This window comes from Caulobacter vibrioides (genome assembly GCF_002858865.1).
GTDB lineage: Bacteria > Pseudomonadota > Alphaproteobacteria > Caulobacterales > Caulobacteraceae > Caulobacter > Caulobacter vibrioides.
The window spans coordinates 244,362-258,972 of record NZ_PJRR01000013.1 but is presented as its reverse complement, the minus strand read 5'-3'; the positions used below and the strand labels follow the sequence as shown (position 1 = coordinate 258,972).

Here is a 14,611-nt window from a genome sequence, read left to right as displayed (position 1 = left end):
TTCCTACAGCACGCCCTTGGTGGACGGAGCCTGGCCGCCGGTCTTGGGGTCGATCTCGACCGCCTGACGCAGCGCCCGGGCCAGGGCCTTGAAGCCGCTTTCGGCGACGTGGTGGGTGTTGTCGCCGTAGAGCGTTTCCAGATGGATGCACGCCCCGCTGTTCATCGCGAACGCGTGGTGGAACTCCTTGAAGAGCTCGGTGTCCATCTCGCCGACCTTGGGCCGCTTGAACTCGACCTTCCAGATCAGATACGGCCGGTTCGACAGGTCGATGGCGCAGCGCGTCAGGGTCTCGTCCATCGGGATATAGGCCGAGCCGAAGCGTCGGATGCCCTTGAAGCCGTCCAGCGCTTTGTGGATCGCCTGGCCCAGCACGATGCCGGTGTCCTCGACCGTATGGTGCATGTCGATGTGCAGATCGCCCTTGGTCTCGACCTTCAGGTCGAAGCCGCCATGGCGCGCGAAGCTCTCCAGCATGTGGTCGTAGAAACCAATGCCGGTGGAGATCGTCGAGACGCCGGTCCCGTCGAGATCGATCCAGACCCGGATCTGGGTCTCTTTCGTCTCGCGGACCACTTCAGCGGTGCGGGCCATTTGAGCTCTAAAGTCCGTTCTTTTCAGCCAGCTCACGCAGGGAAACCTGCGGACGCGGACCGTAGTGGTCGATCACCTCGGCGGCCGCCAGGCTGCCCAGCTGGCCACAGATAGGCAGCGGGCGGCCCTGGGAAAGGCCAAAGAGGAAACCCGCCGCGTATTGGTCGCCCGCGCCGGTCGTGTCCACGACTTTTTCCACGGGGTAGGCCGAGATTTCGTGCAACTGCCCGTTTGCTGCGACCACCGAGCCCTTTTCGCTGCGGGTCACGGCGGCGATCTCGCAGCGTTCGGCCAGGGCCTTCACCGCCGCGTCGAAATCGTCGGTCTCGAACAGGGCGCAGACCTCGGCGGCGTTGGCGAAGACGATGTCGCACTGGGTCTCGACGAAGCCCAGCAGGGCGCCGCGGTGGCGATCGACGACGAAGCTGTCGGACAGGGTCAGGGCGATCTTGCGGCCCGAGCCGTGGGCCAGGGCGGCGGCCTTGGCGAAGGCGCGGCGCGCTTCGGGCGGGTCGAACAGATAGCCTTCCAGATACGAGATCTGCGCGGCCTCGATGATGTCGGGGTCGACGTCGGCGGGGTTCAGTTCGACGCAGGCGCCCAGATAGGTCGACATGGTGCGCTGAGCGTCGGGCGTGACGTTGATCAGGCTCTGGGCCGTCGCCGGGCCTTCGGCCAGCGGCGGGGTCGTGAACACGCAGCCGATCGCGTTCATGTCGTGGCGGAAGACGCGGCCCAGCTGGTCGTCCGCGACCTTGCCCAGAAACGCCGCCTTGCCGCCGAAGCTGGCGACGCCCGCCACCGTGTTGGCGGCGCTGCCGCCCGAGGCTTCGATCGCGGCAGACATCACGTCGTACAGGCTGGCGGCGCGCGCCGGATCGATCAGGGCCATCGAGCCCTTGACCAGGCCCTCGCGCTCGAGGAAGGCGTCGTCGCACTGGGCGATGACGTCGACGATGGCGTTGCCGATGGCGGCGACGTCGTAGAGCGCGGTCATGAGACGGAAAAACCTTTGAAAGAACAGGACCGAAGGTCCAAGCAGCGTTGCGATTAAAGGATGTGACCGGCCATGGCAACGCGAGGGTTGCCCATCGACCTGCGACATCCTAGCTGCGCTGTTCTAGCAAGCATGGGTAAACCGATGGTCGACGTTCTGCTCCTGGTCCCGGCTCGTGACGAGCATCGCTATGGCGACAGCTGGTTGACCCTGTTCGAGCGCCTGGCGGCGCCACTGCGCGCTCACGGCCTGACCGTCGAGGCTCAGCCGTGGACCGATCCTGTCGCACCAAGCCAGGCGCGCTTGGTCATGCCGTCCCTGGCCTGGGGCTACCATGGAAGGCAGGCGGACTGGTTCGCCCAGCTCGACGCCTTCGAGGCGAGCGGGGTGCGCATGGTGAACGCGCCCTCCGTGCTGCGCTGGAATTCGACCAAGACCTACCTGGTCGAGCTGGCGGGAAAGGGCGCGCCCGTCGTGCCGACCCACGCGCACGATCGCTTGACCGCTGACGCGGTCGAGGCCGCGTTTGAGGCCTTCGGAGTCGACGAGGTGGTGGTCAAGCCGCAGGTCTCGGCGGGTTCGCACGAGACGATCCGGGTCAAGCGGCGTGCCGCGTTGGACGGTGGCCCGACGGGTCCGGCCCTGATCCAGCCTTTCCTGCCGGCGGTGGGCGAGGAGGGCGAGCTTTCTCTGTTTTTCTTCGACGGCCAGTTCAGCCACGCCGTCGCCAAGGTCGCGGTCGACGGCGATTTCCGCGTTCAGCCGCAGTTCGGTGGCCGTGTCAGCGAGATCGCGCCCGAACCTGAAGCCCTGCGCGCGGCCGCCATGGTGCTGGAAGCCGCCGGGCCACCCCTGACCTATGCGCGCGTTGATTTGATCCGGGGCCTCGACCACACGCCCCAGCTGATGGAGCTGGAGGTCATTGAACCCGACCTCTTCCTGGAGCACGCCCATGACAAGGGCGCCGCCTTCGCGGCGGCTGTGATGCGGGCGATGGGCTAGCGCCAAAATCCTCCCCCCAGCGGAGGAGGTGGCGCGAAGCGCCGGAGGGGGAAGTCGCTTGGCGCGGCCTCTCCCCTCTCCGTCGGCTGCGCCGACACCTCTCCCACAGGGAGAGGATTTTTGGGCTCACGCCCCCAAGAAGAGCTCCCGCGACGGACACAGGTCGCTGATCTTGCAGATCTCGCATTTGGGCTTTCGCGCCACGCAGACATAGCGGCCGTGCAGGATCAGCCAGTGGTGGGCGCGCGTCTGGTAGGGCGGCGGGACCACCCGCATCAGGTCCTGCTCGACCGCGTCCGGTGTCTTGCCGCTCGACAGCTTCAGGCGATGCGAGACCCGGAACACGTGGGTGTCGACGGCGATGGCCGGCTCGATATCCAGCTCGTTCAACACCACGCTGGCGGTCTTGCGGCCAACGCCGGGCAGGGCTTCCAGGTCTTCGCGGTTGAGCGGAACCTCGCCCCCATGCTGGTTCATGATGATGTGGGCGGCGGCGATGACATTCTTGGCCTTGCTGCGGAACAGGCCGATCGAGGCGATGTACTTGGTCAGCCCCTCTTCCCCGAGCGCCAGCATCGCCTCGGCGCTGTTGGCGACCTGGAACAGCGGGCCGGTGGCCTTGTTGACCTGGACGTCGGTGGCCTGGGCCGACAGGGCGACGGCCGTGACCAGCTCATAGGGGTTGGAATAGTTGAGCTCGGTCTTGGGATGCAGGTCCAGGCCCTCGAACCGGTCGAACAGGACGGCGACGCGCTCGCGCTGGGCCGGCGAGAGGCGTTTGACGGGCTTCCTGGCGGCCTTGCGGACCGGCGTCTTGCTGACCAAAGCGGCTTTACGGGGAGTCTTGACCATGGGGCGACCATGCCGTGGGGGACTCCGCTCGCCAAGAGCGCGGCTGACACCTAAATTCGCGCCATGGCCAAGCCGATCTACATGGACCGGGTGATCGCCCCCCACCGCTCGCTGAGCCCGCAGGGCGCCGCGGTGTTGCTGGCCGTGGTCATGGCGTTCAACGTGCTGGTGGCGATCTTTCTGATCGTGATCCGCGCCCCACCGGTTCTGCCTTTTCTCGGTCTCGACGTCCTGGCGCTGTGGATCGCCTTGCGCGCCAGCGCGCGAGCGGCCCGCCGGGTCGAGCGCATCCAGGTCACGGCCGAGGCGGTGACGGTCAGCCGCGAGGACGAAAAGGGCGCGCGCACGGTCTGGACCTCGCCGACGGCCTTCACGCGGGTCGGCGTGGAGCAGCCGGGCGAGCACGAGGTTCGGGTTCGGCTGATGATCCATCGAAAACGCCTGACCCTGGCGCGCGCCCTGGGACCGGACCAGCGCGTGGAGCTCGCCGACGCCCTGAAGGATGCGATCCGCGCGGCTCGCAACGAGCGCTGGTCGTGATCAGCGCAAGAACCGGGCGGACGGCGCTGGCCCGGGGGCCTAGCCTATGACCATGGCTTACGACGCATCCCCCCTTTCCGACGCCATTTCTGAGGCCGCGCGCCAGGAGTTGGCCCGCTTGGCCGAGCGCTCGGTCGACTACCACCGCATGGCCAAGGCGCTCGACTGGCTGGCCGAGCGGTGGTCAGATCATCCGTCGCTGGACGACGCCGCCCAGGCGGTGGGCCTTTCGCCGTTCCATTTCCAGCGCATCTTCACCCGCTGGGCGGGCGTGAGCCCGAAGACCTTTGTCTTGGCCATCGCCCACGCCGAGGCGCGACGCTCGCTGGAGGCCGGCGGCACGGTGCTGGACGCGGCCTTCGACGCTGGGCTTTCGGGACCCTCGCGCCTGCATGATCTGTTCATCGCGCAAGAAGCCGCCACGCCGGGAGAGGTGCGCCGACGCGGTGCGGGCATGCGCCTGCGCTGGGGCTGGGCGCCGACGCCGTTCGGTAAGGGCCTGTTCGTGATGGCTGATCGCGGCTTGGCGGGCCTGGCCTTTTCGGACGGCGACGACGAGGCGAGTTTCGCTGACATGCATCGGCGCTTCCCGGCCGCCGACTGGAGCCGCGACGACCTTGCGGCCCAGGCCACCGCCCTGCACGCCTTCGCCGGCGGGGAGGGGCCCTTGCCGGTCGTCCTGATCGGCTCACCGTTTCACGTCCAGGTCTGGAAGGCGCTGTTACGGATCCCGACCGGCGAGACGGCCACCTACGGACAGGTCGCCGCCTGGGCGGGCAAGCCCAAGGCCTTCCAAGCGACCGGCGGCGCCATTGGGGCCAACCCCATCTCGCTGCTGATCCCCTGTCACCGCGCCATCGCCAAGGACGGGCGGCTGACGGGCTATCACTGGGGTCTGGCCCGCAAGGCGGCGATGCTGGGCATGGAGGCGGTCGCGGCGGCGGGGTGATACTTGCCCCCACCTGACCTGCTGCGCAGGTCGTCCGCCCACGGAAGGGGGCGGAAGGTGCGCGCCATTCCTTCTTCCCCCTCTGGGGGAGGAGCGCGCAGCGCGGAGGGGGTGAGTCAGAGCTACAAAATAAACCGGCTCAGATCCGCATTAGCCGCCAGCGCGCCCACCCGCTCCTGAACATAGGCCGCATCGATCGTCACGGTCTCGCCGCCACGATCGGCGGCGGTGAAGCTGATCTCCTCGACCACCTTTTCCATGACCGTCTGCAGCCGGCGGGCGCCGATGTTCTCGACCGAGCCGTTCACGGCCACCGCCGCGTCGGCCAGGGCGTCGATCGCCTCGTCAGTGAAGACCAGCGTGACCTCTTCGGTCGCCATCAGCGCCTGGTGCTGGCGGATGAGGTTGGCTTCCGGCTCGGTGAGGATGCGGCGCATGTCATCGCGCGACAGGCCCTTCAGCTCCACGCGGATCGGCAGGCGGCCCTGCAGTTCCGGCAAAAGGTCCGAGGGCTTGGCGACGTGGAAGGCGCCCGAGGCGATGAACAGGATGTGGTCGGTCTTGACCGGCCCGTACTTGGTCGAGACCGTCGTGCCCTCGATCAGCGGCAAGAGATCCCGCTGCACGCCCTCGCGGCTGACATCGGCCCCCGAACGCTGCGAGGAGCTGGCGACCTTGTCGATTTCGTCCAGGAACACGATGCCGTGGTTCTCGGCCAGTTCCAGCGCCTCCTGGGTCAGGGCCTCCTGGTCCAGCAGCTTGTCGCTTTCCTCGGCGATCAGGGGCGCCCAGGCGCCCGAGACGGTGGTCTTGTGGGTCTTGGTGCGGCCACCGCCCAGAGACTTCATCATGTCCGACAGGTTGAACACCGCCGCGCCGGGCTGGCCGGGGATGTCGAAGCTGGGACCGCCGGTGTCGGCCAGTTGCAGTTCGACCTCCTTGTCGTCCAGCTCGCCGGCGCGCAGCTTCTTGCGGAACGACTCTCGGGCGGCGGTCGAGCCCGGACCGGTGAGTGCGTCGAGGATCCGCTCCTCGGCGGCGCCCTCGGCCTTGGCCTTCACGGCGGCGCGGCGCTTTTCCCGCACCATGGCCAGGGCGCTTTCGACGAGGTCACGCACGATCTGGTCGACGTCGCGGCCGACATAGCCGACCTCGGTGAACTTGGTGGCTTCCACCTTCAGGAACGGCGCCTGGGCCAGCTTGGCCAGACGGCGGGCGATCTCGGTCTTGCCGACGCCGGTGGGGCCGATCAGGAGGATGTTCTTCGGGGTGACCTCATCGCGCAGGTCGGCGGGGACCCGGCGACGGCGCCAGCGGTTGCGCAGCGCCACGGCGACGGCCTTCTTGGCCTCGGCGTGACCGACGATGTAGCGGTCCAGTTCGGAAACGATCTCGCGGGGCGAAAACTCGGTCATTACAGGCTTTCGACGGTCAGGTTGCCGTTGGTGTAGACGCAGATCTCGGCGGCGATGCCCATGGCCTTGCGGGCGATGTCCTCGGCCGAGAGGTCCAGATCGATCAGGGCCTTGCCGGCTGCCAGGGCGTAGTTGCCGCCCGAGCCGATCGCCGCGACCGCGCCGCCGCCGAGGCTCTCGCCGGGCTCCAGAACATCGCCGACGCCGGTGACCGTGTAGATGGCGGTCTTGTCGGCCACCAGCAGCATGGCTTCCAGCCGGCGCAGGTAGCGGTCGGTCCGCCAGTCCTTGGCCAGATCGACGCAGGCGCGGGCCAGTTGGTCGGGATACTGCTCCAGCTTGGCTTCCAGCCGTTCAATCAGGGTGAAGGCGTCGGCCGTGGCGCCGGCGAAGCCCGCGACCACCTTGCCGCCGGCCAGGCGACGCACCTTGCGGGCGTTGCCCTTGACGACGGTTGGGCCCATGGAGACCTGTCCGTCGCCGGCGATCACGGTCGAGCCGTTCTTGCGCACCGCCAGAATGGTCGTGCCGTGCCAGTCGGGGAAGGAAGAGCTGTTGCTTTGCATGGCTTCGCATGTGGCGAGGCCGGGGCGGAGGGTCAAGCGCCATGAGTTTTTCCGACGGCGAGGTCGAGCGGTACGCCCGCCATCTGGTGCTGCGCGAAGTGGGCGGCCCGGGCCAGCAAAAGCTCAAGGCCGCGCGGGTTCTGGTGGTGGGGGCGGGCGGTCTTGGCGCGCCGGCCGCGCTATATCTGGCCGCCGCCGGGGTCGGGACGATCGGGCTGGTCGACCCGGACATCGTCTCGCTCTCGAACCTGCAGCGCCAGGTGCTGTACGCCACTGGCGATGTGGGCCGGCCCAAGGTGGAGGCGGCGAGCGAGCATCTGCGCACGCTCAATCCGAACACAAGCGTCGAAACCCACCCGGTATGGCTGGACGCCTCCAACGCCCAGGCGGTGGTTTCCGGGTATGACCTGGTTCTGGACGGCACAGACGATTTCGCGACCCGCTTTGCTGTGAGCGATGCTTGCGTTGTGCAGGGCAAAGCCCTCGTCAGCGGCGCGTTGGGGCGCTGGACGGGCCAGGTCGGCGTGTTCCACGGCCAGCCCTGCTATCGATGTCTGGTGCCGGACATCCCGCCCGACGCGGAGACCTGCGCCCTGGTGGGCGTGGTCGGGGCGCTCGCCGGCGTGATCGGCTCCATGATGGCCTTGGAGGCGGTGAAGCTGATCACCGGCGCGGGTGAGCCCCTTTCGGGGCGCTTGCTGATCTATGACGGTTTGGCCGGCGAAACGCGCACGGTCCGGATCGGGCGCGACCCGCAGTGCCCGTCCTGCGGCGCTTGACCTCCCTAGCGTAACGCCGTTCGCTATAGGCTGACTGTCTGCGGGAGTTTTGGGATGAAAACCTGGGCGCGGGGCCTGGCGATCGCGCTGGGTGTGTTGATCGCTGTCGCCGTGGGAGCCTGGTTTCTGTTGCAGAGGCCAGACATTCCCTATGCGACGCTGGAAGCCAAGTATGGCTATGCGGACTCCCGCTACATGGCGCTTCCGGGCGGCGTGCGGGCGCATTATCGCGACCTTGGACCGCGTGACGCCCCGGCGATCGTGCTGGTGCACGGCTACTCGGCCTCGACCCACGCCTGGGACGCCTGGGCCGCGCGGCTGTCCAAGACCTATCGTGTGATCGTTCTGGATCTACCGGGTCATGGCCTGACGCGGACGTCGGGCCCCTATGTCGCGGGGCGCCAAGGGTTCGTCGCGGTGGTCGATGCTCTGACGGCGCGGCTGGGCCTGACCCGCTTCACCCTGGCCGGCAATTCGATGGGCGGCGCGGTGGCCTGGACCTATGCGGTCGATCATCCCGACAAGGTTCAGCGGCTTGTGCTGGTCGATGCGGCGGGATGGCCGTCCGAGAATTCGGGCGGAGCTTTGATCTTCACCATACTTCGCCATCCGATCGGCCGCGCTGTGCTGAAGGACGTCGACACCCGGCCTCTGGTCGCGCAGGGGCTACGCTCGGGCTACTGGGATCAGAGCCTGGTCACACCAGCCTTGATCGATCGCTATGTCGAACTGTCCCGCGGGCCGGGTCATCGCGACATTCTGCTGTCTCTGCAGAGCGGGCCCCGCCGTGACGCCACCGTCGCCGAGCTTTCGACGATCCATGCCCCGACCCTGATCATGTTCGGCCAGGAAGACAGGATCATTCCCGCCGCCGACGGCGAGAAGTTCCACAAGGCCATACCGGGGGCGACCCTGATCCTCTATCCGGGCGTGGGCCACGTGCCGATGGAGCAGATCCCCGACCGCTCGGCGGCGGATCTTGAGGCCTGGCTGGCGGCCCACCCCGTCAACTAGCGCCGCCTGCGGGTTCGTACGGACCTGACAGCGCAGCGCCAGACCCGCCATATGCGGGTGAAGCAAGCGCGTGGGGCGAGCATGAGCGGATCACGGATCGGGCTGGACGCGCTGAAGGCCAAGGTGATGTCGCCCGAGGACGCGGCGGCGCTGATCGGTCCAGGCGAGACCGTCGGCATGAGCGGCTTCACCGGATCGGGCTATCCCAAGGCCGTTCCCACGGCGCTGGCGCGCCGCATCGAGGCCGAGCACGCCGCTGGGCGTCCCTTCAAGCTGCGCGTCTGGACCGGCGCCTCGACGGGACCCGAGCTGGACGGGGCCCTGGCCAAGGCCAACGGCATCGAGTTCCGCCTACCCTACAATTCCGACCCTATCGCCCGGGAAATGATCAATCGCGGCGAAATGGACTATTTCGACATGCACCTGTCGCAGGTCGCCCCGATGGCCTGGCAGGGGTTCCTCGGACCGCTCGACACCGCCCTGATCGAGGTCACCGGGATCCGGCCGGACGGTTCGCTGATCCCGTCCTCGTCCGTGGGCAACAACAAGACCTGGATCGACCGGGCCTCGAAAGTGATCCTCGAGGTGAACCGTTGGCAGAACCCCGCTCTGGAGGGGATGCACGACATCTACTACGGCACGGCCTTGCCGCCAGACCGGCGGCCTATTCCGTTGACGCGACCGGACCAGCGGATCGGCGAGGCCTATTTCCGGTGCGACCCGGCGAAGGTCGTGGCGGTGGTCGAAACCGACACCCCCGATCGCAATCTGCCGTTCGATGCGCCGGGCGAGGATCACCGCGCCATCGCCGGCCACCTTCTGGAGTTCTTCCGCCACGAGGTGGCGCGGGGTCGCCTGCCGGCCAACCTGCTGCCGCTGCAGTCGGGCGTCGGCAACATCGCCAATGCGGTGATGTTCGGCCTGGTCGATGGGCCGTTCGAGGGTATGACCGCCTATACCGAGGTCCTGCAGGACGGGATGCTGGCGCTGCTGGAGTCGGGCAGGCTGCTCAGCGCCTCGGCCACGGCCTTCTCTCTCAGCCCCGAGGCCGCCCATACGCTGAACGCCGACCTCGACAGACTCCGCGACCGCCTGGTCCTGCGACCGCAGGAGATCAGCAATCACCCCGAGCTGATCCGACGCCTGGGCTGCCTCGCCATGAACGGCATGATCGAGGCCGACATCCACGGGGCGGTGAACTCGACCCACCTGATGGGCTCGCGCATCCAGAACGGCATCGGCGGCAGCGGCGACTTCGCCCGCAACGCCTATGTCTCGATTTTCATGGCCCCCTCGACGGCCAAGGGCGGCAAGATCTCGACCATTGTCCCCAAGACCCCGCACGTCGATCACATCAACCAGGACGTCCAGGTCCTGGTCACCGAGCAGGGCCTGGCCGATCTGCGGGCCCTGTCGCCCCGGCAGCGGGCCGAGGTGATCATCGAGAACTGCGCCCATCCAGACTATCGACCGGCCTTGAAGGACTATCTGACCCGCGCCCGGCGCGACTCTTACGGTCAGCAGTCGCCGACCCTGCTGATGGAGGCCTTCGCCTGGCACCAGCGGTTTATCGAGACGGGGGACATGCGGGGGTGAGGCGTCAGGCTAAGGCCTTGGCGATGTGTTTGACGGTTCGCGAGTAGACGAGATTCCAATGCTCCTCACGCAAATCGCGGTGGCCCACGTCCTTCAACTCGATCAGTTCGACCGACTTTCCCGCCGATTTCAGAGCGCTCTGCATGATTCGTGATTGTTTGGGCGCAACGATCACGTCCTCCAGACCGTGGATCAACAGCACCGGCGCTCGCACCTTTTCGGCGTGCAAGGCCGGCGAAGCGGCTCTCAGCATGTCGCGATCCTTGGCGGGGTCTCCGATTGTCTCCAACCAATAGAGATAGGAGGGTGAATCGGGCCCGTCCTGCATCCTGGAAAAGGCGATCGACTCCACCAGATCGCAGTCACCCGCGATGGACACCACGGCCTTGTAGAGATCTGGATTGCGGACGGCGCCCTGCAGCGCCGCATAGCCGCCGTAACTCGCGCCGGCGATGGCCACACGCTTTGGATCAGCGCGTCCGCTGGCTAGGACATGCGCCACGGCGTCCTCGAGGTCTTCCTGCATCCGGTCGCCCCAGCGCTTGCGACCGGCGTCGGCGAACGCCTTCCCGTAGCCGCCTGAGCCCCTGAAATTGGGCTGCAACACCAACCAGCCCTGCGCGGCCAGAACCTGGACAAAGGTCTGATAATCGTAGTGGTCGCGCAGTTCCGGTCCACCGTGCGGAAACACGACCAGGGGCCGGGGGCCAGGCGCCAGCGGAATGGTCAGATAGGCGGTGATCGTCGCACCGTCGCGGGTGCGGACGCTGAGGGTCTCCATGGGCGCCAGGCGCTCGGGCGTCAGCGTCGGATAGGCTTGGCCGATCCCGTCGAAGCGCTTTGTCACACGGTCATAGAAATAGAGCGTTCCAGGTTCACGGGGACCGGTGACGCGCGCCAGGAAGCGCATGCCGTCGTCGCTGATATCGAAAATGCGAATGTTGCAGACATCGCCGAGGTAACGGTTGAGGCCGCGATAGACCGACTCCATGCGCGGATCGGTGAATTTGTAGGTCAGGCGATCCTCGATGAAGGCCACGCCCATAAGCTCGCCCTTGCGGCTTCGCAAAACCCATTCGGCGTCGCGATTGGGTTTGCTGGCCAGGGTCTTGCCCAGGGCCAGGGTGCGCAGATCAAACTCGCGTAGCGCCAGCGCCCCATCGTCGCCCTGGGGCGCGAGCGCCAGCATCACGCCGGGCTGCGGCGCTGCGCCTATGAACTCGAACTCGGCCTTCGATTGCTGATCGCCGCGTAGCTTGCGGAAGAACCGCCACGCCGCCTCTCCCGGCGCCCGGACATAAATCGTCTGAACGGTGCCGCGATCATTGTAGTCATAGCGGACAACCGGAACGCCGGCTTGGGTCAACCAGCGCCGGGTCTTTAGCGTGCCGCGCTCGAAGAGCTCCGGTTCACCGGTCAGGATGTTGACCTTGTAGAGGCAATAGATCCCAGCGCTGAAGTTGGCGGCCTTGACCAGGATGTGGTCGGGATCATCGGGCAAAAGGTCAACGATGTCCCCCAGGTCCGGCACCTCGCGCAGCATCTGATCGTTACCGAAGAGCATGACACTGTTCTTGCCGTCCATGTCGATGGCCAGAACCCGGCGCGCCTTCGGCCGCTCGTCCGGATCTGATGTCGAGGCGAGGCGAGTCCCGATGGACGGCCCGCCGCGTCGCAGGGGGATCACCAGGGTGATGAGCAGGCGGCGGTCACTGGCCCAGGTGACGTTTGCGATATCTCGATCGCCGAGCGGCAGCACCGTCAGGGTCTTCTCGGGATTGTCGGCCGGGATGATCGTGATGCTGGAGTCATCCTTGTTCTCGTCGATCCGACGCGTTGACGCCAAGGCGATGAACTTGCCGTTCGGAGACAGCGCCGCATCGCGGTCGACCGGCGGCGCGCTGAGTTCCTCGATGGTGTGAGGTGAGGCCTGAGCCCTAGCGATCGAAAAGCTGGCCAGCGCGGGCGCGAAAACGCCCGACGCGACAATGGCGCGACGGCTAAGCATGGCTCTGTCCCCCTCAACTCAGGCGAGCGTATTGAGGGAAGTCGCCACAAGCAAGTGTCTCGATCGTCGGCGGCGCGAAGGCGCTAAGGCCGCGTCTACAGCATCGCCGGGATGACCCGATCCGGCGGCCTGTGCCCGTCCATGAAGGTCTTCACGTTGACGATGACCTTCTCGCCCATGTCGATGCGGCCCTCGACCGTGGCCGAGCCCATGTGGGGCAGCAGCACGACATTGGGCAGCTTCAGGAGCTTGGGATTGATAGCCGGTTCGTGCTCGTAGACGTCGAGACCGGCCCCGGCGATCTCGCCCTTGGCCAGCATGTTGGCCAGGGCGCCTTCGTCGATCACCTCGCCCCGCGCGGTGTTGACCACCACGGCGTGCGGGCGCAGCAGCTTCAGGCGGCGGGCCGACAGCAGGTGGTAGGTGGCCGGGGTGTGCGGGCAGTTGACCGACACGAAGTCCATCCGGGCCAGCATCTGGTCGAGGCTTTCCCAGTAGGTGCAGCCCAGTTCCTCGGCGATGCGCGGGCTGACCGGCTTGCGGTTATGGTAGTGGACCTGCATGCCGAACGCCTTGGCGCGGCGGGCCACGGCTTGGCCAATGCGACCCATGCCGATGATGCCCAGGCGCTTGCCCCAAAGACGGCGGCCCATCATCCAGGTCGGCGACCAGCCGTGGAAACCGCCGGCCTTGACGACTTCCGCGCCCTCTACGATCCGACGCGAAGCGGCCATGATCAGGGTCATGGTCAGGTCGGCGGTGTCTTCGGTCAGCACGCCGGGGGTGTTGGTGACGATGATGCCGCGGGCATTGGCCGTCGCGACGTCGATATTGTCCACGCCGGCGCCAAAATTGGCGATCAGCTTGAGGCGGTCGCCGGATCGCGACAAAAGGCGGGAATCGATACGATCCGTGATCGTCGGCACCAGCACGTCGGCGCGGCTCATCGCGTCAACCAACTCGTCCGCCGTCATGGGCTTGTCGGAGACGTTCAGTTCGGTGTCGAACAGTTCGCACATCCGCGTCTCCACCGGATCGGGGAGTTTGCGGGTGACGATGACTTTGAGCTTGCGGGCGGCCATGGGCGGTTTGAAAAGCTCTCTCTGACAGGCGTTTGAAAGCTGTAGCAAAGGGGCCGGTGGGGGCCAAGCAACATGCGGTCAAAAACAGAACAAGGTTCGTCTCGAATGGGTTTGACGCGTGTCATGGTCGGAATTGCGGCGGGAGCGGCTTTGCTGGCGGGGCCGGTGGCCGCCCAGGGGCCCAGGGTCACGCCCTCCGGCCTGGAGGTGCCGCGCTACGTTTCGCTGAAGTACGCCGAGGTCAACGCGCGAAACGGTCCGGATGAAGCCCACCAACTGCTCTGGGTCTATCACGCCAAGGGCCTGCCGGTGCAAGTGGTGGCCGAAACCCGCGAGTGGCGCCGGATCTGCGACCCGGAGGGCGGTCTGGCCTGGGTCCATAAGCGCACCACCGACGGCCGGCGTTCGGCGATGCGCGTCCAGCCGACCAATCTGGCTCTGCTCAGCGCGCCCAAGGACGGCGCCAAGGTCAACGCCTATCTGAAGGCGCGGGCGGTGGCCTCGCTGGACAAGTGCGAGAACGGCTGGTGCAGGCTTCGCGCCGACGGATCGTCGGGTTGGGCGCGCGAGGGCGAGATCTGGGGCGCGGATCCGGCCGTTCAGTGTCGCAAACGATAGGTCGGCTTGGGATCGGGTTCGCGTAGGGAAACGTTGAGGCCTCACCCACCGTCGTGCTAGGGCGTGCGCCATGCAGAAGAACGCCTACACCTTCGAAGAACTCCTGGCCTGCGGTCGCGGCGAGATGTTCGGTCCTGGCAACGCCCAACTGCCGGCGCCGCCGATGCTGATGTTTGACCGGATCGTCCGGATCGAGGCCGAGGGCGGCAAGTACGGCAAGGGCTATGTCGAGGCTGAGTTCGACATCCGTCCCGACCTCTGGTTTTTCGACTGCCACTTCATCGGCGACCCCGTCATGCCCGGCTGCCTGGGTCTGGACGCCATGTGGCAACTGGTCGGCTTCTTCCTGGGCTGGTCGGGCGGTCCCGGCCGCGGCCGCGCCCTGGGCGTCGGCGAAGTGAAATTCACGGGTCAGGTCACGCCTGATATCAAGAAGGTCGTCTACAAGATCGATCTGAAGCGTGTGATCATGCGCAAGCTGGTCATGGGCATCGCTGACGGCGTCCTGGAAGCCGACGGCAAGGTGATCTACGAAACCAGTGACCTGAAGGTTGGCCTGTTCACGCCCGAACAAATGGCTTGATCCGTTAGACGAGACC

The 14,611-nt window shown here is 66.8% G+C and carries 15 protein-coding genes; 8 read left to right on the top strand and 7 right to left on the bottom strand.

The genetic code is table 11. From position 1 onward, the window contains the following. Positions 1 to 3: 3 nt before the first annotated feature. Positions 4 to 594 (bottom strand): imidazoleglycerol-phosphate dehydratase HisB, encoded by a 591-nt coding sequence (gene hisB, locus CVUC_RS09495; RefSeq protein ID WP_010921561.1) that lies wholly within the window; start codon positions 592 to 594, stop codon positions 4 to 6. A gap of 7 nt (positions 595 to 601) precedes the next feature. Next, complete coding sequence (locus tag CVUC_RS09490) at positions 602 to 1,591, bottom strand: adenosine kinase (RefSeq protein ID WP_096034684.1); 990 nt, start codon at positions 1,589 to 1,591, stop codon at positions 602 to 604. Between the two features lie 144 nt (positions 1,592 to 1,735). On the opposite strand from CVUC_RS09490, the gene CVUC_RS09485 reads away from it, so the two are divergent. Beyond that, a complete protein-coding gene (locus CVUC_RS09485) occupies positions 1,736 to 2,593 on the top strand; it encodes an ATP-grasp domain-containing protein (RefSeq protein ID WP_164468254.1) in 858 nt (285 codons plus the stop codon). A 126-nt stretch (positions 2,594 to 2,719) separates the two neighbouring features. Here the strand turns inward: CVUC_RS09485 and nth are convergent, their stop codons facing one another. Further along, positions 2,720 to 3,445 carry an endonuclease III gene (nth, locus tag CVUC_RS09480; RefSeq protein WP_096034682.1) on the bottom strand — a complete coding sequence of 242 codons (726 nt, stop codon included), beginning with the start codon at positions 3,443 to 3,445 and terminating at the stop codon, positions 2,720 to 2,722. Between the two features lie 63 nt (positions 3,446 to 3,508). Here nth and CVUC_RS09475 point away from each other — a divergent pair, with 63 nt between their 5' ends. Beyond that, positions 3,509 to 3,985 (top strand): DUF2244 domain-containing protein, encoded by a 477-nt coding sequence (locus CVUC_RS09475; RefSeq protein ID WP_096034681.1) that lies wholly within the window; start codon positions 3,509 to 3,511, stop codon positions 3,983 to 3,985. 46 nt (positions 3,986 to 4,031) lie between these two features. After that, a complete protein-coding gene (locus tag CVUC_RS09470) occupies positions 4,032 to 4,934 on the top strand; it encodes a methylated-DNA--[protein]-cysteine S-methyltransferase (protein WP_096034680.1) in 903 nt (300 codons plus the stop codon). 122 nt (positions 4,935 to 5,056) lie between these two features. Here CVUC_RS09470 and hslU read toward each other — a convergent pair whose 3' ends face one another. After that, a complete protein-coding gene (gene hslU, locus CVUC_RS09465) occupies positions 5,057 to 6,349 on the bottom strand; it encodes an ATP-dependent protease ATPase subunit HslU (RefSeq protein WP_096034679.1) in 1,293 nt (430 codons plus the stop codon). Beyond that, entirely contained in the window at positions 6,349 to 6,951 is a 603-nt protein-coding gene (gene hslV, locus CVUC_RS09460; protein WP_015923353.1) for an ATP-dependent protease subunit HslV, read from the bottom strand. Before hslV ends, hslU begins: the two co-directional genes overlap by 1 nt. Before the next feature lie 5 nt (positions 6,952 to 6,956). On the opposite strand from hslV, the gene CVUC_RS09455 reads away from it, so the two are divergent. From CVUC_RS09455 to CVUC_RS09445, 3 genes are read left to right on the top strand one after another with little or no spacing between them, the layout of a single operon-like run. After that, positions 6,957 to 7,694, top strand: a complete 738-nt coding sequence (locus tag CVUC_RS09455) for a HesA/MoeB/ThiF family protein (RefSeq protein ID WP_015923352.1) — start codon at positions 6,957 to 6,959, stop codon at positions 7,692 to 7,694. A gap of 54 nt (positions 7,695 to 7,748) precedes the next feature. After that, positions 7,749 to 8,708, top strand: coding sequence for an alpha/beta fold hydrolase (locus CVUC_RS09450; RefSeq protein ID WP_096034678.1), 960 nt, complete (start codon positions 7,749 to 7,751; stop codon positions 8,706 to 8,708). 51 nt (positions 8,709 to 8,759) lie between these two features. Then, on the top strand, positions 8,760 to 10,304 hold the full coding sequence (locus tag CVUC_RS09445) for an acetyl-CoA hydrolase/transferase family protein (RefSeq protein WP_096034677.1): 1,545 nt from the start codon (positions 8,760 to 8,762) through the stop codon (positions 10,302 to 10,304). A gap of 4 nt (positions 10,305 to 10,308) precedes the next feature. On the opposite strand, the gene CVUC_RS09440 is transcribed toward CVUC_RS09445, so the two are convergent. Together CVUC_RS09440 and CVUC_RS09435 are read right to left on the bottom strand one after the other, a co-directional pair. Continuing rightward, positions 10,309 to 12,312, bottom strand: a complete 2,004-nt coding sequence (locus tag CVUC_RS09440; protein ID WP_096034676.1) for an alpha/beta hydrolase family protein — start codon at positions 12,310 to 12,312, stop codon at positions 10,309 to 10,311. A 95-nt stretch (positions 12,313 to 12,407) separates the two neighbouring features. Continuing rightward, entirely contained in the window at positions 12,408 to 13,394 is a 987-nt protein-coding gene (locus CVUC_RS09435) for a 2-hydroxyacid dehydrogenase (RefSeq protein ID WP_024265998.1), read from the bottom strand. 72 nt (positions 13,395 to 13,466) lie between these two features. Between CVUC_RS09435 and CVUC_RS09430 the strand changes: the two genes are divergently transcribed. Together CVUC_RS09430 and fabA are read left to right on the top strand one after the other, a co-directional pair. Then, entirely contained in the window at positions 13,467 to 14,012 is a 546-nt protein-coding gene (locus CVUC_RS09430; RefSeq protein ID WP_010921548.1) for an SH3 domain-containing protein, read from the top strand. A 70-nt stretch (positions 14,013 to 14,082) separates the two neighbouring features. After that, complete coding sequence (gene fabA, locus CVUC_RS09425; protein WP_010921547.1) at positions 14,083 to 14,595, top strand: 3-hydroxyacyl-[acyl-carrier-protein] dehydratase FabA; 513 nt, start codon at positions 14,083 to 14,085, stop codon at positions 14,593 to 14,595. The last annotated feature ends 16 nt before the right edge of the window (positions 14,596 to 14,611 follow it).